Genomic DNA, 20,793 nt, shown 5'->3' with positions numbered 1-20,793 from the left:
GCGTCGTCTGTAAGATCGCGGTGAAAGAGCAAAAGCCAGACGCCGCTGAGTTTAATTACGTGGAGATTACGCAAGCTCGCGACCCGATCCCCTTCAGGAGGCCGAGTGGAGGTGTTGCGTAGGGGAGCGAGCCGCATGGATGCGGCGAGATACCGACGGCGGCCCCGCTTAAAGGGCCAGGGATGGCCCTTGTAAGCCGGCCCCCGGAGCAGCACCGGAGCGAAGGAAGTTTCGCGTAGCGAAACCCGGATGTCGGGGTGCCCTTCTTTGGCACACCTTTCTTGGGCAAGCAAAGAAACGTAGCGAAGCGCAGTAACAGCCGCAGGCTGGCCCGAAGGGTGAGCAAAGCGAATCAAGGTGTGGCGCCCGTAAGGGGCGCAACCCAAACGTTCAGCAGACGCGGTAATGGATGGTGCCAAGTCAGTAAGCGATACGCACACAAACTTGCCAGTACGGTGTCAATCCGTACCTTCACCACACTATGCGAAGAGCCAAAAAAAAACCGGCGCTCCTTGCGGAGGCGCCGGCTTTTTCAGTCCGCTATGTCGATCAGAATTTGTGATCGGCAGTGTCCGGGTTAAGGTCGCTGATGCCTAGCTTGCCCGCGGCCTGTTCGATGGCACCGGTCTGCTTGACCAGGGCGGCGATGGCGTCACGTACCAGTTGCTGACCTTCGGCGTTGCCTTGCGCGATCAACTGGTCGAAGTGCACGTTGTTCTTCTCGGCGCTGTCGACCAGTGCCTGCAGCTTGGCTTCGGTTTCCTGCAGGTCTGCCTTGAGCGTGGCATCGGCCTGGGCATCAGCCTTGGCCACCAGCTCGGACAGGCTCGGGCCGGTCAGGGTGCTACCGTCGACCTTCTTGTACTCGCCCAGGTAGACGTTACGAATGCCTTTGCCATTGTAGAAGTGCGAGTTGTGGGTGTTGTCGCTGAAGCAGTCATGCTCGTCTTCGGTGGAGTTGGCCTCCAGTGCGACCTTCATGCGCTCGCCCGCCAGTTCGCCGAGCGACAGGCTGCCCATGCCGAACAGCATCTTGCGCAGACCGTTGTCGGCCGAATCGGCGACCAGCTCGCTGCGGTAGTTGCCTTCCACGCCGTCTTTCCACTGTTCGACCATGTCGTTCAGATCGCTGACCAGCAGGTCGGTGGCTGCTTTCAGGTAAGTGCGACGACGCTCGTTGTGGCCACCGGTGGCGCCTTCGCCGACCAGGTAGTCGGTGTAGGGGCGCTCGCCGGCGCCAGGGTTGGTGCCGTTCAGGTCCTGGCCCCAGAGCAGGAATTCGATGGCGTGGTAGCCAGTGGCAACGTTGGCTTCGGAACCGCCCAGCTCGTTCAGGCTGGCCAGCAGCTCGCCGGTGATTTCGCTGACATCGATCTTGTCTTCACCCACCTGGATCTCGGTGTTGGCGATGATGTTGGCTTGCGCGCCCGGGTTACCCAGGGCGTGCTGGTAGTCCTCGGCCACGTAGTCGATCAGGCCTTCGTCCAGCGGCCAGGCGTTGAGCTGACCTTCCCACTCGTCGACCACCGGGTTACCGAAACGGAACACTTCGGTCTGCATGTACGGCACGCGGGCGGCCAGCCAGGCTTCACGGGCGGCTTTCAGGGTCGCTTCGCTCGGATCGGCGAGCAGCGCATCGACTGCAGCCTGCAGTGCCTTGCCGGTGCTCGCGGCGTCGCTGAACACGGCCAGAGCCAGATCGGCGTAATGATTGACCACGGCCTTCGCCGCTGCCTCGTCGACCTTAGCCGCGGTGGCTGGAGCCGCGCTCTCGGTGGCGGCGGCAGGCGCTGCAGCCTGGGTGGCAGGGGCTTTGTCTTCGCCGCAGCCAGCGAGAGAAATGGCGATGGCCAGCAGGCTGGCGGAGGCCAGGGGCATACGAATCATGGCGGGGTCCTTTGCATGTACGAAATATGAGTGGTACTCGGTAGTACCTGAAAAACTGCAACATAATGCAAATGTTTCGCATTATGTGTAAAGGCCATTATTCATCCCTGTGCAGGATATCGCTGCCCAAGGCCATCGCTGCCGCTAGAATGCCAGCACCTGATACGCAGTTCTGCATGGAGAAAGCTGCATGAGCCTGACCGCCGTGATCGTTATCGTCGTCCTCGTCCTGCTCGGCGCCTACGCGGTGTCCCTCTACAACGGCCTGGTGCGCCTCAAGCATGGAGTGAGCAAGGCCTGGTCGAACATCGACGTGCTGCTCAAGCAGCGTCATGACGAATTGCCCAAGCTGGTGGAAACCTGCAAGCAATACATGCAGTACGAAGGCTCGACTCTGGAGCGGGTCATCGCCGCACGTAGCGCCGTGGCCAGCGCCCGCGAGCAGCAGGATGTCAGTGCCCTGGGCAAGGCCGAGAGTGGCCTGCGTGCCGGCCTCGGCCAGCTGTTCGCACTGGCCGAGAACTACCCTGAGCTGAAAGCCAACGACAGCTTTCAGCACCTGCAGCAGCGCATCAGCGGATTGGAAAACGGTATCGCCGATCGCCGCGAGCTCTATAACGAGGCGGTCAACCTCAACAATGTGCGTATCGAGCAGTTCCCCGACGTGATCATCGCGCGCATGTTCAACTTCCCGGCTGCCGAATTGCTGGTGTTCAGCGATGCGGAAAAAGCCGATGTAGATATGAAGTCGCTATTCAATTGAGCGTCAGCCGATGATGCAGGCGGACCCTTTCGGCTTCTTCTTCACCCTGACGCTGACCCTCAGCGCATGCCTGGGCGGCGCCTGGTGGTGCCTGCGGCGTTGGTCGCAGGCACGTCATCTGCTCGATACTCCCACCTCGAAGATCCGTTCTGCGGCGCAGGGTTATGTCGAACTCTATGGTGTACTCGAAGCGCTGCCTGACATGGAGATTCGCGGGCCGCTCACCGGCAAACCCTGCCTGTGGTGGCGCTTTCGCATCGAGGAGTATCGCTCCAGCGGCAAGAAGCGCAGTTGGCGAGTGATCGAGAGTGGCGCCAGTGACGCCTGGTTGCGCCTGGTCGATGGCACCGGCGAATGCCTGATCGACCCGCGTGGTGCCGAGATTCGTGCGGCGGTGCGTGACGTCTGGGAGGGTAACCTGCGGCACCCGCTGGGGTCGGCCAAGACGGGATTGCTCGGTTTTCTCAGCAGTGGCACGCGCTATCGCTACACCGAAGAGCGCTTCCATGTCGGGCAACCCTTGTATGCCATTGGCGACTTTCGTACCCGTGGCGCGGCGCAGCAGGAATTCGACAGGCATGCCGCTCAGGGTGAAGTGATCCGCGAATGGAAGGGCGATTACCTCGGCCTGTTGCGCCGTTTTGACAGCGACGGCAACGGTGAACTCGATGAGCAGGAATGGAATCGCGTGCGACTGGCTGCACAACTGGAGGCTGAAGACCGGCATCGGCAAAAGGCATTGGAGCCGATGCAGCATCAGATGGCCAAGCCTGGCGAGCGGCAGCCGTTCATTCTCTCCAACAGCGGAGAAGACGAGCTGGCGCGCAGCTTCTACTGGCAGGCTGCGGGTGGCGCCGTATTGTGCCTGCTCGGTGCATTGGCCACGGCCTGGCTGTTTGGCGTGCAGAACTGGTAAGCGCGATTGCGGGTACGAATGAAAACGCCGCGACCAATCGCGGCGTTCCTGTTTGAGTGGTCAGAGCGTCGCCGCTGAGCTCAGACGCCGCGCCTGCTTGAGAAACAGCGTCAGCTCACGTGCCGGCAGTGGCTTGCTGTACAGGTAACCCTGACCTTCATGGCAGCCCTGGGCAATGATGTAGGCTTCCTGCTCGGCAGTTTCCACGCCCTCGGCGATGACCTGCATGCCCAGGCTCTTGCCCAACTGGATGATGGCGCGAACGATGGTGGCATCGTCTTCATTTTCGAGCAGATCCTGGACGAAACTCTTGTCGATCTTGATCTTGTCCAGCGACAGGCTCTTGAGGTAGCTCAGTGAGGAATAGCCGGTACCGAAGTCATCGATGGCGATCAGTGCACCGGAGCGGCGCAGGCTGAGCAGATGCTGGGCGGCGGTACTGATGTCTTCCATCAGGCCGGTTTCGGTGACCTCCAGCTCCAGGCTTTTCGGCGGCAGGCGGTAGACCTGCATCAGATTGTTGACCACGCGCGGCAGCTCGGCGTGGTGCAACTGCACGGTAGACAGGTTGATGGCCATGCGCAGGTTGCTGAAGCCCTGGTCGTGCCATTCCCTTAGCTGGCGGCAGCTCTGGTCGAGAATCCACTCGCCGATGGGAATGATGGTGCCGTTCTGCTCGGCCAGCGGGATGAACAGATCCGGCGCCACGAAACCATGCTGTGGATGTTGCCAGTGCAGCAGCGCCTCGACGCCGACGATGCTGTGATCGCGATAGTCCACCTGTGGCTGATAGACCAGGTGCAGCTGATTCTGCGCCAGGGCGTCGCGCAAATCCTTCTCCAGCTCACGGCGGCGGCGCATCTCGCTGTCGACGCTGGCGATATAGAACTGGTAACGGTTGCGTGAGCGGCTCTTGGCCAGGGTCATGGTCTGTTCGGCTTTCTGCAGCAGCTTTTCGGTACTGTCACCATCTTCCGGGAACAGGGTGATGCCGATGGTGGCGCGCAGGCGCACTTCGTGCTGATCGAGCAGGAAAGGCAGCTCCAGGTCGTCGAGTACGCTCTGCGCCAGTTCGGCGGCTTCGTAGGGTTGTTCGATGTCGGCTTGAACCAGGGCGAACTGGTCGCCGCCCAGGCGGGCCAGGGCACCGAGGCGGCCGCTATGGCTGCGCAGACGGTCGGACAGTGCGAGCAGCAACTGGTCGCCGCTCTGGTAGCTGAATTGTTCGTTGATGCCCTTGAAGTCATCCAGGCCGACGCAGAGCACGGCGACGCGGCGTTGCAGGCGGCCGGCGTCTTCGAGAATCTGGTCGAGCTGCTGTTGCAGTTGCTGGCGGTTGGGCAGGCCGGTGAGGAAGTCGTACTGAGCCATGCGCAGCAGGCTGTTCTCGGCCTCCCGGCGCAGGTGGGTGTTGCGCTCGATGGAGGCCAGCAACTGGTTGGCGGTGTTGATCCACAAACCCAGCTCGTTCTTCTCGTTGCCCTTGAGCATGGGCAGCTTGTGTTCGCTGGGGCGATCCGGGTTGATGTTGGTGAGGTGCTCGATGATCTTCGACAGCGGTTTGGTCAGCAGCCAGTGATAGACCAGATAGAGCACCAGGCCCATGGCCATGGCGCGCAACACGCCGGAGATGAAGATGATCACCGAGTTGGTGACGAAGCTCGCGCCGTAAGGGGCCGTGTCGAGCGTGATGTTGAGGTCGCCGTAGTATTCGCTGTAGGGGCCTCGGCCGACCAGTTTGATAGAGAACTGTTGCTCCTGGCCAAGAATCGGGTCGGTCAGCCAGCGTGTCGGCATCTGTGCCAGGTCGCGGGATTTTTCCGCCAGCATGGGCTCGTTAGGGTGGCCGATGGAGGCGTGACGCACCGATTCGTGCTGGAACAGCCCCTCGATCACTTGCATGCCCATCTCGCGGTCCAGGCTGTATACCGCCTGGGTCGAAGGGTCGCGGAACATGCCGAGGATGCGATGGGCATCGTTGACCACCGCCTGACGTGTCTTGTAGGCGTCGAAGACAATCTGCGCACAACTCAATACCACTCCTACTACGAGTGCTGACAACAGCACCACGCGGAGCAACTTGAGTGACAAGCTGTTTTTCAATTCCAGCTTCAAAGGCATTCCTTATGTCGATGCTTACAGCGTCAGTCAGACGAGAGTATTGGCAATCTAGGCCTGGCCGTCAAAGGGCCATCATGCCGGGTGGCACTATTTATCCCACAAGGAACGCTCCTGGTGCGAATCGCTGTTTGGAGGCCGACTCACTGCTCTGTGTCGGTGCGATTGCGCCGTACTTGAATACCTTTGGTCATATTGACCGTCCGTCGTTGTTACGCCTTTGACGCGTCACCTGCCGTCTGCTTGGCCGCTGGCACAAGAGTTGCGAAGGCCGGGCATCGACCGGGAGGGGATTCGTGATGAAAACGCTCGTGCTGTTGCTCGTCGCTGTCAGCTTTGCCCCACAGGCCCATGCTGCCAGCGAAGAGGCCGCCAATACGGCCTGGCTGGTGTTGGCCAGCGTGCTGGTGTTCTTCATGCAGGCGGGTTTCGCCCTGTTGGAGAGCGGTATGTCGCGGGCCAAGAACGCGGTCAACGTGATGATGAAGAACTACATGGACTGCTGCTTTGGCGGCATCGTGTTTTGGCTGTTCGGCTTCGGCCTGATGTTCGGTGCCAATGTCACTGGCTGGTTCGGCATGAGTCACTTCGCGCTGAATGACGGCGAGCCCTGGGATTACACCTTCCTGCTGTTCCAGATGATGTTCGCCGCCACCGCTGCGACCATCGCCAGTGGTGCCATGGCCGAACGCACGCGGTATGGCGCCTATCTGATTGGCGCAGTACTGATCAGCGGCGTGATCTATCCGATATTCGGCAGCTGGGTGTGGGGTGGTCTGTATGGCGGTCAGGGGTGGTTGGCCAAGCTGGGCTTCATCGATTTCGCCGGCTCGACCGTGGTGCATAGCATCGGTGCCTGGTGCGCGCTGGCAGGGATTCTGGTGCTGGGCCCGCGTCTCGGGCGTTTCGCTCCTGATGGCAAGGCACGCTTGATCCCTGGGCACAATCTTGGCCTGGTGGCATTGGGCGGTTTCATCCTCTGGGTCGGTTGGTTCGGCTTCAACGCTGGCAGCAACCTGGAAGTCAGCAGCAGTCTCGGCTTGATCGCCTTGAACACGCACCTGGCTGCGGTCGCTGGTGCGCTCGGCGCTCTGCTGGCACAACGCAGCACGGCCAGCCCGGTATTGCTGACCACCACGGTGAACGGCTCGATTGGCGGGCTGGTCGGCATCACCGCCGGCTGCGCCAGCATGGCACCGGGTTTCGCTTTGCTCAGTGGTCTGATCGCCGGGTTTGTCGTGGTCTACGGCATGCGTTTGCTCGATCGCCTGCAGCTCGACGATGTGGTCGGTGCGATTCCAGTCCACGGATTCGCCGGTATCTGGGGCACCCTGGCTGCAGGTCTGTTCTATCAGGGCGACCTGTTCAACTGGGAGCGTGTCGCGGTGCAGGCATTGGGCGCTGCGGCTGCCTTTCTCTGGGCCTTTCCGGTTGCCCTGGTGTTCTACTTCCTGTTGGCCAAGACCATGGGTCTGCGGGTTTCGACCCAGCATGAGCAGCGTGGGCTGGATTTTGCCGAGCATGCCGAGGTCGGTTATCCAGAGTTCAATCTGACGCAGACCTTCGACAGTGAGCAATGGTCGAGGAGGGGCTGAGGATGAGATTGAGCCTGCGTCGTCGCGCGATCTACACCGGCCTGGCCGGACACTTCTCGGATGAAGAGGTCTGGCCATTGCTGGCGCTGTGGGAGAACAAGTACGCGGAGCAGCCGCCGTTCGCTCTCAATGAGTTTCTCGCCGAGGTGGTGCTACGCACCGAGCGCAAGCTCGAACGAGCACGCCTGTATCGCGAGTTGGTTGGCGCCCTGACGGGGCCACCCTCGCAGCTGTTGCCTGACCCGGAGGAGCAACTGGCCGCTTGGCGCCAGGGGCGCAATGAGGCCGTAAGGCAAGTGGCGACTCCGGATAGCGCCGCACAAACGACCTTTCTGGCTCTGAACCAGGCCTTGCTGGAGCAACTGGATGTGCAGCAGCAACAGGCCTTGCGCCGCTTCGCCGCCGGCAGCCTGAATGGCATGGAGGTGAGCCAGGAGCTTGGCCTGCGCCTGCGCGCCTGGCTGGAGCAGGGGGCGGCCGATGGCGTCGAAAGCCTGGGGCTGGAGCAACTGCGCAAGCTGCTCAATCTGCTCTACATCGGCTTGTGCGAGTTTCTCGGCCCGGTACGCGCCGACCGGGTGCTGAGCCAGGCGGTCGCCCGGGTGGAGGAGCTGGGCGCGGCGTTTTCTCCGCGGCGTCTGCTTTAGATGGGCGACTTGAAGTTGGGCGGGTGTAACCCGCCATTGGCATTCTGGCGGGTTGCACCCGCCCTACCAGTTCCCTGGCGCCGAAAACGAAGAACCCGGCCGAAGAGGCCGGGTTCCTGTGTTACGGAGCCTGGATTCAGGCCGCGTAGTTCTGGGCGACGAAGTCCCAGTTCACCAGGTTCCAGAACGCCTCGACGTACTTCGGACGCAGGTTGCGGTAGTCGATGTAGTAGGCATGTTCCCAGACGTCGCAGGTCAGCAGCGGAGTGTCGCCGCTGGTCAGCGGGCAGCCGGCGCCGATGGTGCTGGCCAGGGCCAGGGAACCGTCAGCCTTCTTCACCAGCCAGCCCCAGCCGGAACCGAAGGTGCCGATGGAGACCTTGCTGAACTCTTCCTTGAACTTGTCGAAGGAACCGAAGGCCGCGTTGATGGCATCAGCCAGGGCGCCAGTGGGCTGGCCACCGCCGTTCGGCGACAGGCAGTTCCAGTAGAAGGTGTGGTTCCACACCTGGGCGGCGTTGTTGAAGATACCGCCCGAGGAGGTCTTGACGATTTCTTCCAGGCTCTTGCCTTCGAACTCGGTGCCCGGCACCAGGTTGTTCAGGTTCACGACGTAGGTGTTGTGGTGCTTGTCGTGGTGGAACTCGAGGGTCTCGGCGGAAATGTGCGGCTCGAGGGCATTCTTTTCGTAAGGCAGCGGCGGCAATTCAAAAGCCATGGTCTATCTCCTACTCAGGTCGTGTGCGGTATGCGCAAGGCCGATCACGGGCGGCCCACAGGCGGCGTCGAGTTTGTACTCTTTGCGCCGCAGACCCGGGATCATAGCACCCGGTCACGACCATAACCACGCAACATCTGTGTGGAAAAGCCGGTGCCAGGGTCTCTGCAGCATTGGCTTCGACTTTCTGTTGTGGCGGCAGTCGCTTCTAGAGTGCGCCGGCCTTCTTCCAGGACAGATAGCTGCTGACCAGCTCCGGGCCCAGTTCGCCCGGGCGGACGTCGAGCACCGGCACGTCATGGGCAGCCAGGCGCTCATGCAGGTCGGTGCGGGCATTGAGGTAGTCCAGCGTGCCGCAGTAGGCCAGGGCCTGTTCGAACTGTTCCACCGGCGTCTGGCGCAGACGATCCAGCGCTTCCTCGCGCAGGCTGGCGATCAGCACGCGATGCTGGCGCGACAGGCGGCGCACGACGGCGAGCAGGTCCTGATCATCTTCGTCGCGCAGGTTGGTCACCAATACCACCAGCGAGCGGCGGCGCTGACGCGCCAGCAGCAAGTCGGCAGCGGCGCTGAAGTCGGCCGGTTGCTGGCTGGTGTCGAGGTCATAGACGGCATTGAGCAGCACGTTCAACTGCGCAGGGCCCTTGACCGGTGCCAGGTAACGCGACTGGTTGCCGGCGAAGGTCGCCAGACCGACGGCATCGCCCTGGCGCAGGGCGACGTAGCTGAGCAGTAGGCAGGCGTTGAGCGCATGGTCGAAGTGCGACAGCTCGTCGTCCTGGCTGCGCATGCGGCGGCCGCAGTCGAGCAGGAAGACAATCTGCTGGTCACGCTCGTCCTGGTACTCGCGAGCGATGGGCGTGCGCTTGCGGGCAGTGGCCTTCCAGTCGATCTGGCGCAGGGTGTCGCCATCACGAAACTCGCGTAGCTGGTGAAATTCCAGGCCCAGGCCGCGACGCGGGCGTTGGCGCACGCCCAGTTGGCTCAGCCAGTCGTCGACGGCCTTGAGTTGCGCGCCGTAGAGGCGGGCGAAGTCCGGGTAGACGCGGCTTTCGCCAGCCAGCGGCAGCAGGCGCCTGGCCTGCCACAGACGCAGTGGGCTGGGCAGTTGCAGCTCGCACTGGGCGAAGTGGAAATGCCCACGATTCAATGGTTTCAGGCGATAGCTGAGCTGCGTTTGCTGGCCAGGCTGCAGGGTGATGCGTTGCGGCAGGAAATCGAAAGCCATGCCTTCCGGCACATGGTCGAAGACCTCGATTTCCTGCGGTTGGGCGAAATCGTGATGGGCGATCAGTTGCACCTCGCTCCAGCGCCCTAGCGGCAGGTTGCCGGGTAGCACGCGCTCCAGCCGTGGCGAATCCTGGCGGCGCAGCCAGAGGGCATCGACGGCGGCCATCAGCAGCAAAGCCAGCAACAGCCCCCAGGCCAGTGGCATCAGGCTGTCTGCCAGGCGTATGCCGAGCAGGGGCAGGGCGCCGAGCAGCACGGCAGCGGCGAACAGGCCGCCGAGTAGCCCGAGGAGCAGGCGCGAAGGTTTCATAGGCGTGGCGCCGGTACCTGATCGAGCAACTGTTGCAGAACCTGATCCACCGACAGGCCTTCGATATCCAGCTCCGGCACCAGACGTACGCGGTGACGCAGCACGGCCAGCGCGCAGCTCTTGATGTCATCCGGCAGAACGAAATCGCCACCGCGCAGCAGTGCGCGGGCACGGGCGCCACGCACCAGGGCAATCGATGCACGCGGCCCGGCACCCATGGCCAGGCCCGGCCAGCTGCGGGTAGCGCGGGCAAGGCGTACGGCGTAATCGAGCACCTGATCATCCAGTGGCAAATCGCTGGCGATCTTCTGCAGGGCCAACACGTCCTTGGCTTGCAGCAGGGTGCGCAGCGGGCTGACTTCGAGCATGTCGGCCTTGGCCGAGCGGGTCACCTGGCGCACCATGTTCAGCTCTTCATCCTGCTGCGGATAATCCATGCGCAGCTTGAGCATGAAGCGGTCCAGCTCCGCTTCCGGTAGCGGGTAGGTGCCTTCCTGCTCGATCGGGTTCATGGTCGCCAGCACCATGAACGGCAGTTGCACCGGCAGGGCGCGGCCCTCCAGGGTCACCTGGCGCTCCTGCATCACTTCCAGCAGGGCGGCCTGGGTCTTGGCCGGTGCGCGATTGATTTCATCGGCCAGCAGCAGGTTGGTGAACACCGGACCCTTGCGCAGCTTGAACTGCTCGCTCTGCATGTCGTACACGGCATGGCCGGTGACATCGCTGGGCATCAGGTCCGGGGTGAACTGGATGCGTGCGAACTCGCCACCGAAGCAGCGCGCCAGGGCGCGCACCAGCAGGGTCTTGCCCAGCCCCGGCACACCTTCGACCAGCACGTGTCCACCGGCGATCAGTGCGGTCAGCACGTCGTCGATCACCGCGCTCTGGCCGATCACGGCCTTGCGCAGCTCGGCGCGCAGGGCCTGGGCCAGTTGGCTGGCGCGTTGGCGCTGTTGTGCTTGCGGGTTGCTCGGCATGGCAGCCGGGGCTTCCTGCTGCGGCAGGTTGTCGTTCTCGGGGATCTCGCTCATAGGGCATTCCTGAGGGTTTGCAGGTGGGCGACCTGGCGGGTGAAGTCACTGGCGGACAGGCGTTGCGGCGGCAATGGGCGCATGGCCTGGCTGATGTCCTTGGCGGGCAGGCGGGTCAGGCGACCGAGCACCTGCCACTGTTCGGCGACGGCGAGCTTCTCGAAACCGGGGTGGCGGCGCCGCGCACGGCGATTGATGTCCTGTTGCAGGCCTCTGAGCAGGCTGTGCTGGCCGCCATGGCGCAGGAGGAAATCGGCGCTGCCGCGCAAGTGCTCTTCGAGCTGACGGCGGGCGCGGCTGACTGGTGCCTGCAACGGACCGTGACGCATGCCGACGTGCCACAGGGTGGCGATGATCAGCAGGCCCAGCACCAGCAAGGCCAGCGGGAAATGGCGCAGCAGCAGGCGCGCCAGGCCGTCGCTGTCGGCGTGGTAGAGCAGGGTCACGGCGCTGTCCTGGCTCAGGTACCAGAGCAGCCAGGCATGGTCGTATTCATTGATGGTGCGGTTCTGCCAGATCCACGGATCGCTCAGCACGGTGATCAGGCCATCGCCATGGTACAGCTGCAGCAGGTGCGTGGCGGCCTCGCTATTGGCCCAGGCGTGCGCGCGGTTCTGCGCCTCGTACAGGTGAAAATCGGTGTCGAAGGCGATGTAGGCCGGGGCTTGCTCGTTCTCCAGGTAGAGCTTGGTCAGCTGTGGATAAGCTGCGTTTTCATCCTGCTCGATTTCTGCCTCGCTGCTTTCTTCCTCATCCAGTTCGTCGCTCATGTACTGCTGGATGCCGAGCAGGTCGAGCAACAGGTCGCCGCTCTGGCCTTCCTCTTCGTCCCACAGGCGTTCGGCGATGAACAGCAGATGACCGCCATTGGCCGTCCATTGCAGCACGCGCTCGACCTGACGCGGCGTCATGTTGCCACGGTCGGCCAGCAGCATCAGGGTCTGGCCCGCGCTGGGCAGACCGTCCAGTACAGCCAGGCTTTCGGCGCGACGGGCGACGATACCCTGCTGGCGCAGGAAGTGTTCGGCGGCCAGGTAAGGGCTGCTGGCAACCTCGGGGGCTGGGCCATGCTCGATCACGTCTTCATAGGGTTCGAGTTTGCCCAGTAGATAACTGGCGATCAGCCCCAGGCCCAGCAGCAGAGCCATGGCCAGGGCGAATCCGGTGCGCCGGCTCATGTCGCCTGCTCCTGGCCGAACAGGCTGCGCCAACCCTGGCACAGACCCTCGCGCAGTGATTCGGCTGGTGCGCGGTGACCATAGGCCAGCGCCTGCCAGTGCTGAGTGAGCTGACGACAGTAAGCTTCCAGATCGTGCTGCCCGAGGCCCGCGACCAGCGCGAGCACCTCGCCTTCGGTATGCGATTGCTTCAACGGCAGACGGTGTTGGTGCAGCAAACGGCTGAGCAGGGCACGGTAGAGCAGGCCCAGCGCTGCGCGCGGTTGTTCGGCCCAGAGCCGTTCGGCTGCGCTGGCGACATCATCGGGCAGGCTCTCCGGGGCCAGTTCCAGGCCAAAGAGCTGTTGCGGTGCCACCGGTCGGCGCCGCGTCGGCAGACCGATGCGTTCGCCAAAGGCCTGCAGCCACTCGCGGTAGCGCCACAAGACGAAGGCCAGCAGCGCGGCCAGCGCCGCCCACAGCAGTACTTCAAAGACTTGCGCGACGACATCCAGGCTCTTCCACCATTCGCCGAGTTTGAGCAGGTTCTTGAGCATGTCGAGGAAGGCTTCGATGTCCTCCGGTTTGGTTTCCTCCGCGGGCTTATCTTCGCCCAGGCGCCAGCGCGTGACGGTTTCGCGGTGCTGGAAGGGCGGTTCGTCGAGCAGGGCCTGGATGCTTTCACGCGCGGCCTGGCTGCTCAGTGGCTGCTGGAGCAGGCGTGGCGCGTCGGGGCCTTGCGGGTCAGCCTGCTTGGCCTCCGCGCTGACGGCTGGCGCAGTGTCAGCCCAGGCCTCGCTGGGCAGCTGCGTCAGCAGCACGGCGCAACCGAGCAGCAGGGCATAGGCGCTGCCGGTCAGGCGTTGGCGCAGGCGGCGGAAGGTCAGTTCGATATCCCAGGCTTCCAGGGCGGTGCGGCGGTTGAGGTAGAGGGTGAATCCGCAGGCCACATAGACCGGCTCCCAGAGAATCAGTAGCAGCACGTAAAGCAGGTTGGACAGGTGTTCCAGCCACAGCCACTGGCCGCTGCTGGCGGCAATCAGGCTTTCCCAGCTCCAGTTCAGTTCCACCTGTTGCGGCAGCATCATATAGAACAGCGCGACCAAGCCCATCCACAGGGCGATTTCCACATGTACACCGACCAGGGTCAGCCAGGTAGCGGCGGCGCTGTCACGCTGACCAAGCACCACCAGGCGCTGGCTGCGCGCCTGGCCGGACAGGCCTTCGAGCTGCTGTACGGGTAGATCGAAGCTGCGCGTCGGGCTCAAGCGGCGCCAGGTCAGGCTGGCCAGCAATTGTGGCCATAGTAGTTTTGGCAGTGCGCGCAAGGCCTGCCTCAGCGAGGGTGTGTTGCCGAACAGCGCTTGCGACAGGATGTAGAGCGGCAGTCGCTCATAGGCCGGCTTGAGCCACCAGAAGACGAAGATGGCCCAGCCCGGATACTGCCAGAGCAAGGCGCAGAGCAGGGCGAACAGCGGCAGCGTGACCAGCGCCCAACTGGCCATCAGCAGGCCGGCGTGACGACGGGCGAGCAGCACGCCGAGGTCGATGGCTTCCCAGGCGCTACGCGGGCGGATGGCAACGCTGGCTTCAGTCAGGCGCATGCTGCCTCCGACCGGCCAGCAGCAGATAACCCAGTACCAGCGCCCAGAGCCCGGCACCGACGGCGTACTTGATGTTCGGGGTGGCGAAGGTGGTGGATGACCAGAAGGCCTCGATGAAGGCGGCCAGCAGCAGGAACAGGATCACCCCGGCCACCAGCTGTATCGCCTTGCCAGCGGCCAGGCGCAAGGCTTCGCCACGGGGCAGGCGGCCGGGGGCGAGCAGCGCCCAGCCGAGCTTGAAACCGGCTGCACCCGCCAGGGCGATGGCGGTCAGCTCGAAGGCGCCATGGCCGATGACGAAGGACCAGAACGGCTCGCCATAGCCGATGCGCGTCAGGTGGCCGGCCACTGCGCCGATCATCAGGCCATTGAACAGCAGGAAGAACAGGCTGCCGAGACCGAGCAGCAGGCCGCTGGCGAAGGTCTGAAAGGCGATGCCGATGTTGTTCATGATGTAGAAGCCGAACATCACCCAGTCGTCGCCCGAACCGCGTTCACTGAAGCGGCCGAGGCGGCGCGCGTCGGGATCGTACATGCGCTCCATTTCGCTGACCTGGTCGGGGCTGACCAGGCTGAAAATCAGCTCGGGATAGAGATAGGTCAGCAGCCCCATCAATGCCAGGCTGCCGAAGAACAGCAGGCTGGCGACGCAGACGCTGCGCCATTCGCTACGTACCAGGCGTGGGAAGCCGCCGAACAGGAAGCGGATCGTCTGTGCGCCGAGGTGGCTGCGATGACGGTAGAACTGCTGGTGGCCACGCATCGCCAGCTGCTGCAGCTGATCGATCAGATGGCTGCTGTAACCGCGGGCCTGGGCCAGGGCCAGATGCTGACAGAGCTGGCGGTAGCGGGCGGCGAAGCTCTGGCAGGTCTGTGCATCGGCCCTGCCGCGCTCGAGCGCCTCGAGCTGACTGTTGAACGCATCCCAGTCTGGCTGATGGCGACTTTCGAACAGGCTCTGTTTCACGGTGCACTCCCCAGCAGGCCACGGGCGATGCCGTTGAGGCGCGGCTCGGCCTGTTCGGCAGGCACTTGTAGCGGTTCGGCCAGCAGCGCCGCCAGCTCCGCTCTGCGGGCGGCGGACAGTTGGCTACCACGTTCGGCAAAACCGAGAATGGCGCGTTGTTCGTCAAGGCTGAGCGGGAAGGGTGCTGGCAGCGGTTCGGCATCGGCCAACTGCGGTTTGCTCAACGGCGCATCGCGATAGACCACCAGGGTGCCGGCGGCAATATCGCCGAGGCGCTTGAACGCCGGATGGTTCAGGCAACTGATGATGCCCAGGGTGTAGCCGAACGGCAGGATATCGACGAAGCGCAGCAGGTTGCGCGTCAGTGAAGCGGCCCAGCCGATGGGCGTACCGTCATCGTGCACCACGCGCAGGCCGAGCATCTGCTTGCCGGGAGAGCGGCCCTGGTTGAACACCTCGAACAGCACCATGTACCACCAGGTCACGAGAAACAGCAGGATGGTGCCCAGGCCCATGCCGAACTGACCGAGCAGGCCGAGAACGATGAACATCACCATCAGAATCAGGCCACGAATGGCCAGGTCGATGGCGAATGCCAGGGCGCGCGGCACCAGCCCGGCCGGTCGCAGATGCAGATCGATACCTTCCGGCGTTTCGACCTGATAGCGGGTATCCAGAGGCGGCTGGTGGGACGAAAGACTGACGCTTGAGCGTGAAGGCATCGGCGGACTGCATCAAGGAAAGCCCGATGCTAGCGAGCAGCGGGCCACGAACGCAACCGGGCCAGTGAACTGGCCCGAGTGGCGTCGGTTAGCGAGCGGCAGGCAGTACGCCAAAAATGGTGCGATAGAGCACGCCCATGGCCACGACCATCAGTGGAATGCTCCATACCAGGCCGATGCCCAGCGGGATGGCACTGACGATGATAATCAGACCGAGCACGATGAACAGGCCGAAGACCTTGAACCAGTGCTGGGTAATGGCCTTGCGCGAGGCTTCTAGCGCCTGCCAGGGCGACAGGCCGCGTTCGACCACCAAGGGGATGGCCAGCAGGTAGGCGACGCCCAGGTAGATGCCGGGGATCAGCAGCAGGATCATGCCGAGGTAGATCAGCAGCATCATCACCACGGCGGTGATGATCAGCGGCACGGTGCGCCCGAAGTGGCTGAAGATTTCGTTGAAGCTCAGTGGCTGGTCGGCGGCACGGCGAATACCGACCATGTTGATCCCGGCCATGAAGGGATAGGCCAGCGCCGAGGCCAGCAGCGAAATCAGGATCTCGCCGATGAACATCAGGGCGATGCTATCGCTCAGCGCGCCGAAGATGCCGACAACGCCGCCGAGGATGAAGGTGGCGGCCAGCAGCACCACGTAGAACACCAGAAAGCCACCGATGATGATGCCTTTGGTGCCCTTGACCTTGCTCCAGGACTCGCTCAGCAGCTCACCGATACTGAAGTCATAACCACGTGCCAGGGCTTCTTCGATACTCGGTGCATGACCTTGGGGCGACTGTTGCAGATCGCTGGAGGGGGCGGCATAGGGATTGGGGGTAATCGCGTCACTCATGGTTGCGTCCTTGTACAGAGTGTTAGAGGAGCGCCAATGCTAATGGTTACAGCATTTTTCTCAAGTGCAGTACACCTGCTCGTGCGGCGCCTGTGCGCTGGTGCATGCTTTTGCCGGCGGCAGCGAGGCCGCAGGTGAATGATAAACTGGCGGCCATTTTGTCCAGGGTATGGAGCCGCCAATGACTTCCAGCATTTTCTGGTACGACTACGAGACCACCGGTATCAATCCGCGTTGTGATCGTCCGCTGCAGGTGGCGGGCATTCGTACCGACGAGGCGCTGAACGAGATCGGCGAGCCGCTGAACATCTATTGCCGGCCCAGCGATGACATCCTGCCGCACCCGGCCGCCTGCCTGGTCACCGGTATCGACCCGCAGCGTCTGCAACAACAGGGGCTGGACGAGGGGGAGTTCATGACCCGTGTGCATGCCGCGTTATCGGCGCCCGGCACCTGTGGTGCGGGATACAACAGCCTGCGCTTCGATGATGAGGTGACGCGTTACAGCCTGTATCGCAACTTCTTCGACCCTTACGCGCGCGAATGGCAGGGCGGCAACAGCCGCTGGGATCTGATCGATCTGGTACGCACTGCTTACGCACTGCGGCCCGAAGGCATCGAATGGCCTGAGGAGGAGGGGCGCGTATCGCTCAAGCTGGAGCGGCTGACCCAGGCCAACGGCATCGATCACGGCCAGGCGCACGATGCGCTGTCCGACGTACGCGCCACCATTGGCCTGGCACGGCTGCTGCGCGAGCGGCAAACAAAACTGTACGACTTCCTCTATCAACTGCGCAGCAAGCAGCGGGTCATGGATCAGGTTCGCCTGCTGCAGCCAGTGCTGCACGTTTCCGGGCGTTTCTCGGCGGCACGTCATTATCTGGCGCCGGTCCTGCCGCTGGCCTGGCATCCGCGCAATCGCAATGCACTGATCGTCTGTGATCTGCAGGCCGATCCATCGCCTCTGCTGAATCTGGATGCCGACACGCTGCGCAGTCGCCTCTACACGCGGCGTGAGGCGCTTGCCGAAGGCGAGTTGCCGGTACCGCTGAAACTGCTGCATATCAACCGCTGTCCGGTGGTGGCGCCGCTGTCGGTGTTGCGTGAGGCGGATCGGCAGCGTTTGCAGTTGGACTGGTCGGTTTGTCAGCGCCATATCGACGTGTTGAAGAATGAACAGCCATTGTGGCTGGGCAAGTTGGCGAGTGTTTACCGAGAAGAGGCCTTTGCAGGCAGTAACGATCCCGAGCAACAGCTGTACGATGGTTTTATCGGTGATCGTGATCGTCGTTTGTGTGAGCAGGTACGTGCCGCTCAACCTGACGCATTGGCCAACAATAAAAAATGGCCGTTCGATGATGCACGACTGCCCGAGTTGTTGTTTCGTTATCGGGCGCGCAATTTTCCGGCCAGTCTGTCCGTCGCTGAGTCTCAGCGCTGGGAGGCATTCTGTCGGCAGCGTTTGAGTGATCCAGAGTTCGGTGCACCCAATACCCTGGCGCAATTTTATGCGGCAATGGAGTCGCTGCGGGCTAACTGCAGCCCCGAGCAATTGCAAGTGTTGCAGCAATGGCAGGCCCATGCGCAGGCGTTGCAGGAGCGTTTGGCCATAAGTTCCGTAGGGATTTAAACGGCCAGGTGCTCAGGGCAATGTGCAGCGTATGAGGCGCACATCATGGTGTGCCAGAAAAAGGCCGGTGCGGAAACTGTTCGCTTGATGCGGATATTGCGCCTGCCGGAAATCGCCCTTGAATAATTGGGGGCTGAAAAACACCGCGACAATAAAAAAACGCCAGCATGGCTGGCGTTTTGGGTGTTGCGCAGGTGTTAGCCCAGCTGTGTGGCCCAGCCTTCAACGACGTCGGCACCCCACTTGGCTTTCCACTCTTTCAGGATCTTGTGGTTGCCGCCTTTGGTTTCGATCACTTCGCCGCTGTGCGGGTTCTTGTACTGCTTGACCTTACGTGCACGCTTGACGACGGCAGGCTTGGCTGCACGAACGCCTTTGGCAGTCTTGGCTTCAGGGTCGAGCAGGGCGATGATATCGCGCAGCGACTTCTGATATTCGCCCATCAGGGTGCGCAGTTTGCCTTCGAATTCCAGTTCTTTCTTCAGCTTGTCGTCTTGCGACAGGTTCTTCAGACGCTCTTGCAGTTCTTTGATGGCTTCTTCTGTGGCGCGGTATTCATTGATCAGCGACATGGATATTTACCTTGGCGTGAATAAGTCTGTGGTAGTCAACAGTGGGCCAATAATAATCAGGCACTAATAGCAAGTAAACAGTGCGAGATAAAATGACTGTGCCGCAGTGCAACCCTTTGTGTCATTCAACGGTGAATTAAAACGGTAATGGCGAGCGCTTGTGGAAGTTTCAGTGCTGCGTAACCGCACATTATTCGACTGGGGTGACGTCGATAGGCTGGCGCCCTGCTGCAGTTTTGCGCGCATGCCGTTAGAATGCCCGGCTTTATGCGTCGCCCTTGGGGTTTTAATTATGCGTACGTTCAGATTGGTCATCTCTTGCCCTGACCGCGTCGGCATCGTTGCCAAAGTCAGTAATTTTCTCGCCACCTACAACGGTTGGATTACCGAAGCCAGTCACCATTCCGACACGCAGAGTGGCTGGTTTTTCATGCGTCACGAAATCCGTGCCGACTCACTGCCGTTCGATCTCGATGGCTTCAAGCAGGCCTTCGCGCCGATTGCCCGCGAATTCTCGATGGAGTGGCGCATTACCGATTCGGCGCAGAAGAAGCGCGTGGTGCTGATGGCCAGCCGCGAGTCGCACTGCCTGGCCGATCTGCTGCACCGTTGGCACAGCAACGAGCTCGATTGCGAGATCCCCTGCGTGATCGCCAACCACGACGATCTGCGCAGCATGGTCGAGTGGCATGGCATTCCGTACTTCCATGTGCCGGTCGACCCCAAGGACAAGGCTCCGGCCTTCGCCGAAGTGGAGCGTCTGGTCAAGGCGCACCAGGCTGATGTCATCGTCCTGGCGCGCTACATGCAGATTCTGCCGCCGGCACTATGCGCCGAGTTCGCTCAGCGGGTGATCAACATTCATCACAGCTTCCTGCCGTCCTTCGTGGGCGCCAAACCCTATCACCAGGCCTCGCTGCGTGGCGTCAAGCTGATTGGCGCGACCTCGCACTATGTCACCGAAGAGCTGGACGCCGGCCCGATCATCGAGCAGGACGTGGTGCGGGTGACCCATCGCGACGATATCGAGGAAATGGTGCGCCTGGGCAAGGACGTGGAGAAAATGGTGCTGGCGCGTGGGCTACGCTATCACTTGGAAGACCGAGTGCTGGTGCACGACAACAAGACGGTGGTATTCGACTGACTTGCTGCATGGGCCGGCCACTGCACGAAAGAGGAGAACGCCCATGCTAAAGTCCATCAAGGTGCGCGACTACATGACTCGCCATCTGGTGACCTTCAGGTCGGATACCGACCTGTTCACTGCCATCAATCGACTGCTGGAGCACCGTATTTCCGGTGCTCCGGTGGTCGACTCCCAGGGGCACCTGATTGGCCTGTTGTCCGAGGGCGACTGCCTGCGCGGCATTCTCTCCGGCGCCTACTACGAAGCAGTCGGTGGCACCGTCAGTACCTACATGACCACCGAGGTGGAGACGGTCACGCCCGAGGCTGACATCATCGAGCTGTCGGAGCGCTTCCTGCGTGGCCAGCGGCGGCGTCTGCCGGTAATCGAGCATGGGCGCCTGGTCGGGCAGATCAGTCGCCATGATGTGCTGCGCGCAGTCAAGGAGTTCGCCCAGCATGAGCAGGGCGAGCTGAACATTGGTTGAGGGTGTTGACGATGAGCGATCCGTTGGACAAGGCCACCGCCAAGGCGCCTCCGACATTGGGCGAAGGTTGCGTGCGGCGCTACGATCCCGAAGCCCTCAGCGAGGAGGATGGCACCGATTTCGCCGAGGCGGCCGAGCTCTGGCGACAGTTGCAGGAGCAGCGGGACAATTCTGGCGCGTGATGCAATACGAAGGGCGTCCTGCAGACGCCCTTTCTTCATGGTGCGCCAGGCATGGCGCGTAGCGCCGTGACTGGCGCTGTCGGGTTCACTGTGGTGGTGAGCCTGGCGACTTGGAGGTGAAAGTCCTCTACACACCCGGCAAGGGGAAGTGTTAGCTGAAGGCAAGGGTGTCGCGGGCGACTGCGAATCTGAAGGAAGCCCGAGGCAAAATGCTGGCCTGACGAACAGGAAGCGGATGAGGCGGCGCAGCGGGGTGAGGTGGCCATAATCGCCAAAGCCCGATA

At 62.4% G+C, this 20,793-nt stretch carries 19 protein-coding genes; 8 read left to right on the top strand and 11 right to left on the bottom strand.

The features are described 5' to 3' along the window. Window positions 1-549: 549 nt before the first annotated feature. Entirely contained in the window at window positions 550-1,887 is a 1,338-nt protein-coding gene (locus PSOLE_RS20640; RefSeq protein ID WP_074860049.1) for an imelysin family protein, read from the bottom strand. 190 nt (window positions 1,888-2,077) lie between these two features. Between PSOLE_RS20640 and PSOLE_RS20635 the strand changes: the two genes are divergently transcribed. Then, entirely contained in the window at window positions 2,078-2,650 is a 573-nt protein-coding gene (locus PSOLE_RS20635) for a LemA family protein (protein WP_013716744.1), read from the top strand. Window positions 2,651-2,660: 10 nt separating this feature from the next. Beyond that, window positions 2,661-3,566: a GIDE domain-containing protein gene (locus PSOLE_RS20630; protein WP_074860051.1), complete on the top strand. Its 906-nt coding sequence runs from the start codon at window positions 2,661-2,663 to the stop codon at window positions 3,564-3,566. A 60-nt stretch (window positions 3,567-3,626) separates the two neighbouring features. Here PSOLE_RS20630 and PSOLE_RS20625 read toward each other — a convergent pair whose 3' ends face one another. After that, complete coding sequence (locus PSOLE_RS20625; protein WP_074860053.1) at window positions 3,627-5,681, bottom strand: putative bifunctional diguanylate cyclase/phosphodiesterase; 2,055 nt, start codon at window positions 5,679-5,681, stop codon at window positions 3,627-3,629. Window positions 5,682-5,983: 302 nt separating this feature from the next. Here PSOLE_RS20625 and PSOLE_RS20620 point away from each other — a divergent pair, with 302 nt between their 5' ends. Then, window positions 5,984-7,279, top strand: a complete 1,296-nt coding sequence (locus PSOLE_RS20620) for an ammonium transporter (protein ID WP_003462541.1) — start codon at window positions 5,984-5,986, stop codon at window positions 7,277-7,279. A gap of 2 nt (window positions 7,280-7,281) precedes the next feature. Continuing rightward, the gene (locus tag PSOLE_RS20615; protein ID WP_074860055.1) at window positions 7,282-7,926 is read left to right on the top strand and encodes a hypothetical protein; all 645 of its coding nucleotides are present in this window, start codon (window positions 7,282-7,284) and stop codon (window positions 7,924-7,926) included. A gap of 136 nt (window positions 7,927-8,062) precedes the next feature. Here PSOLE_RS20615 and PSOLE_RS20610 read toward each other — a convergent pair whose 3' ends face one another. The 8 genes from PSOLE_RS20610 to PSOLE_RS20575 all read right to left on the bottom strand — a co-directional run bounded on the left by PSOLE_RS20610 (window position 8,063) and on the right by PSOLE_RS20575 (window position 16,512). Continuing rightward, window positions 8,063-8,644, bottom strand: coding sequence for a superoxide dismutase (locus PSOLE_RS20610; protein ID WP_003462535.1), 582 nt, complete (start codon window positions 8,642-8,644; stop codon window positions 8,063-8,065). A gap of 208 nt (window positions 8,645-8,852) precedes the next feature. Then, window positions 8,853-10,184: a DUF58 domain-containing protein gene (locus PSOLE_RS20605; RefSeq protein WP_003462532.1), complete on the bottom strand. Its 1,332-nt coding sequence runs from the start codon at window positions 10,182-10,184 to the stop codon at window positions 8,853-8,855. Further along, window positions 10,181-11,161, bottom strand: a complete 981-nt coding sequence (locus PSOLE_RS20600; protein ID WP_373855208.1) for an AAA family ATPase — start codon at window positions 11,159-11,161, stop codon at window positions 10,181-10,183. Before PSOLE_RS20600 ends, PSOLE_RS20605 begins: the two co-directional genes overlap by 4 nt. 50 nt (window positions 11,162-11,211) lie before the next feature. Then, window positions 11,212-12,393, bottom strand: coding sequence for a DUF4350 domain-containing protein (locus PSOLE_RS20595; RefSeq protein ID WP_003462526.1), 1,182 nt, complete (start codon window positions 12,391-12,393; stop codon window positions 11,212-11,214). Continuing rightward, window positions 12,390-13,976: a DUF4129 domain-containing protein gene (locus PSOLE_RS20590; protein WP_003462522.1), complete on the bottom strand. Its 1,587-nt coding sequence runs from the start codon at window positions 13,974-13,976 to the stop codon at window positions 12,390-12,392. Before PSOLE_RS20590 ends, PSOLE_RS20595 begins: the two co-directional genes overlap by 4 nt. Then, a complete protein-coding gene (locus PSOLE_RS20585) occupies window positions 13,963-14,943 on the bottom strand; it encodes a stage II sporulation protein M (protein ID WP_003462520.1) in 981 nt (326 codons plus the stop codon). The genes PSOLE_RS20590 and PSOLE_RS20585 overlap by 14 nt, the downstream gene beginning before the upstream one ends. Continuing rightward, on the bottom strand, window positions 14,940-15,665 hold the full coding sequence (locus PSOLE_RS20580) for an RDD family protein (RefSeq protein WP_003462518.1): 726 nt from the start codon (window positions 15,663-15,665) through the stop codon (window positions 14,940-14,942). The genes PSOLE_RS20585 and PSOLE_RS20580 overlap by 4 nt, the downstream gene beginning before the upstream one ends. An 88-nt stretch (window positions 15,666-15,753) precedes the next feature. After that, complete coding sequence (locus PSOLE_RS20575; RefSeq protein ID WP_074860059.1) at window positions 15,754-16,512, bottom strand: hypothetical protein; 759 nt, start codon at window positions 16,510-16,512, stop codon at window positions 15,754-15,756. Between the two features lie 181 nt (window positions 16,513-16,693). Between PSOLE_RS20575 and sbcB the strand changes: the two genes are divergently transcribed. Further along, on the top strand, window positions 16,694-18,142 hold the full coding sequence (sbcB, locus tag PSOLE_RS20570) for an exodeoxyribonuclease I (protein WP_074860062.1): 1,449 nt from the start codon (window positions 16,694-16,696) through the stop codon (window positions 18,140-18,142). Between the two features lie 197 nt (window positions 18,143-18,339). Here the strand turns inward: sbcB and mvaT are convergent, their stop codons facing one another. Beyond that, the gene (gene mvaT, locus PSOLE_RS20565; protein WP_074860064.1) at window positions 18,340-18,714 is read right to left on the bottom strand and encodes a histone-like nucleoid-structuring protein MvaT; all 375 of its coding nucleotides are present in this window, start codon (window positions 18,712-18,714) and stop codon (window positions 18,340-18,342) included. A gap of 292 nt (window positions 18,715-19,006) precedes the next feature. On the opposite strand from mvaT, the gene purU reads away from it, so the two are divergent. Genes purU through PSOLE_RS24305 form a run of 3 tightly spaced genes read left to right on the top strand, consistent with a single transcriptional unit; the run spans window position 19,007 to window position 20,509 of the window. Continuing rightward, entirely contained in the window at window positions 19,007-19,858 is an 852-nt protein-coding gene (purU, locus tag PSOLE_RS20560; RefSeq protein ID WP_003462508.1) for a formyltetrahydrofolate deformylase, read from the top strand. 43 nt (window positions 19,859-19,901) lie between these two features. After that, complete coding sequence (locus tag PSOLE_RS20555; protein ID WP_003462505.1) at window positions 19,902-20,327, top strand: CBS domain-containing protein; 426 nt, start codon at window positions 19,902-19,904, stop codon at window positions 20,325-20,327. A gap of 11 nt (window positions 20,328-20,338) precedes the next feature. Then, the gene (locus PSOLE_RS24305) at window positions 20,339-20,509 is read left to right on the top strand and encodes a hypothetical protein (RefSeq protein WP_003462503.1); all 171 of its coding nucleotides are present in this window, start codon (window positions 20,339-20,341) and stop codon (window positions 20,507-20,509) included. Window positions 20,510-20,793 lie beyond the last annotated feature (284 nt).

It is taken from the genome of Pseudomonas oleovorans subsp. oleovorans (assembly GCF_002197815.1).
GTDB classification, from domain to species: Bacteria; Pseudomonadota; Gammaproteobacteria; order Pseudomonadales; family Pseudomonadaceae; genus Aquipseudomonas; species Aquipseudomonas oleovorans.
The sequence above is the reverse complement of the archived record's forward strand: the minus strand, read 5'-3'. Positions and strand labels throughout refer to the sequence as shown.

Coding starts and splice junctions, on each gene's coding strand:
- PSOLE_RS20640 (WP_074860049.1), bottom strand. CDS start 1,887: ATGATTCGTATGCCCCTGGCCTCCGCCAGCCTGCTGGCCATCGCCATT.
- PSOLE_RS20635 (WP_013716744.1), top strand. CDS start 2,078: ATGAGCCTGACCGCCGTGATCGTTATCGTCGTCCTCGTCCTGCTCGGC.
- PSOLE_RS20630 (WP_074860051.1), top strand. CDS start 2,661: ATGATGCAGGCGGACCCTTTCGGCTTCTTCTTCACCCTGACGCTGACC.
- PSOLE_RS20620 (WP_003462541.1), top strand. CDS start 5,984: ATGAAAACGCTCGTGCTGTTGCTCGTCGCTGTCAGCTTTGCCCCACAG.
- PSOLE_RS20615 (WP_074860055.1), top strand. CDS start 7,282: ATGAGATTGAGCCTGCGTCGTCGCGCGATCTACACCGGCCTGGCCGGA.
- PSOLE_RS20610 (WP_003462535.1), bottom strand. CDS start 8,644: ATGGCTTTTGAATTGCCGCCGCTGCCTTACGAAAAGAATGCCCTCGAG.
- PSOLE_RS20605 (WP_003462532.1), bottom strand. CDS start 10,184: ATGAAACCTTCGCGCCTGCTCCTCGGGCTACTCGGCGGCCTGTTCGCC.
- PSOLE_RS20600 (WP_373855208.1), bottom strand. CDS start 11,161: ATGCCGAGCAACCCGCAAGCACAACAGCGCCAACGCGCCAGCCAACTG.
- PSOLE_RS20595 (WP_003462526.1), bottom strand. CDS start 12,393: ATGAGCCGGCGCACCGGATTCGCCCTGGCCATGGCTCTGCTGCTGGGC.
- PSOLE_RS20590 (WP_003462522.1), bottom strand. CDS start 13,976: ATGCGCCTGACTGAAGCCAGCGTTGCCATCCGCCCGCGTAGCGCCTGG.
- PSOLE_RS20580 (WP_003462518.1), bottom strand. CDS start 15,665: ATGCCTTCACGCTCAAGCGTCAGTCTTTCGTCCCACCAGCCGCCTCTG.
- PSOLE_RS20575 (WP_074860059.1), bottom strand. CDS start 16,512: ATGAGTGACGCGATTACCCCCAATCCCTATGCCGCCCCCTCCAGCGAT.
- sbcB (WP_074860062.1), top strand. CDS start 16,694: ATGACTTCCAGCATTTTCTGGTACGACTACGAGACCACCGGTATCAAT.
- mvaT (WP_074860064.1), bottom strand. CDS start 18,714: ATGTCGCTGATCAATGAATACCGCGCCACAGAAGAAGCCATCAAAGAA.
- purU (WP_003462508.1), top strand. CDS start 19,007: ATGCGTACGTTCAGATTGGTCATCTCTTGCCCTGACCGCGTCGGCATC.
- PSOLE_RS20555 (WP_003462505.1), top strand. CDS start 19,902: ATGCTAAAGTCCATCAAGGTGCGCGACTACATGACTCGCCATCTGGTG.
- PSOLE_RS24305 (WP_003462503.1), top strand. CDS start 20,339: ATGAGCGATCCGTTGGACAAGGCCACCGCCAAGGCGCCTCCGACATTG.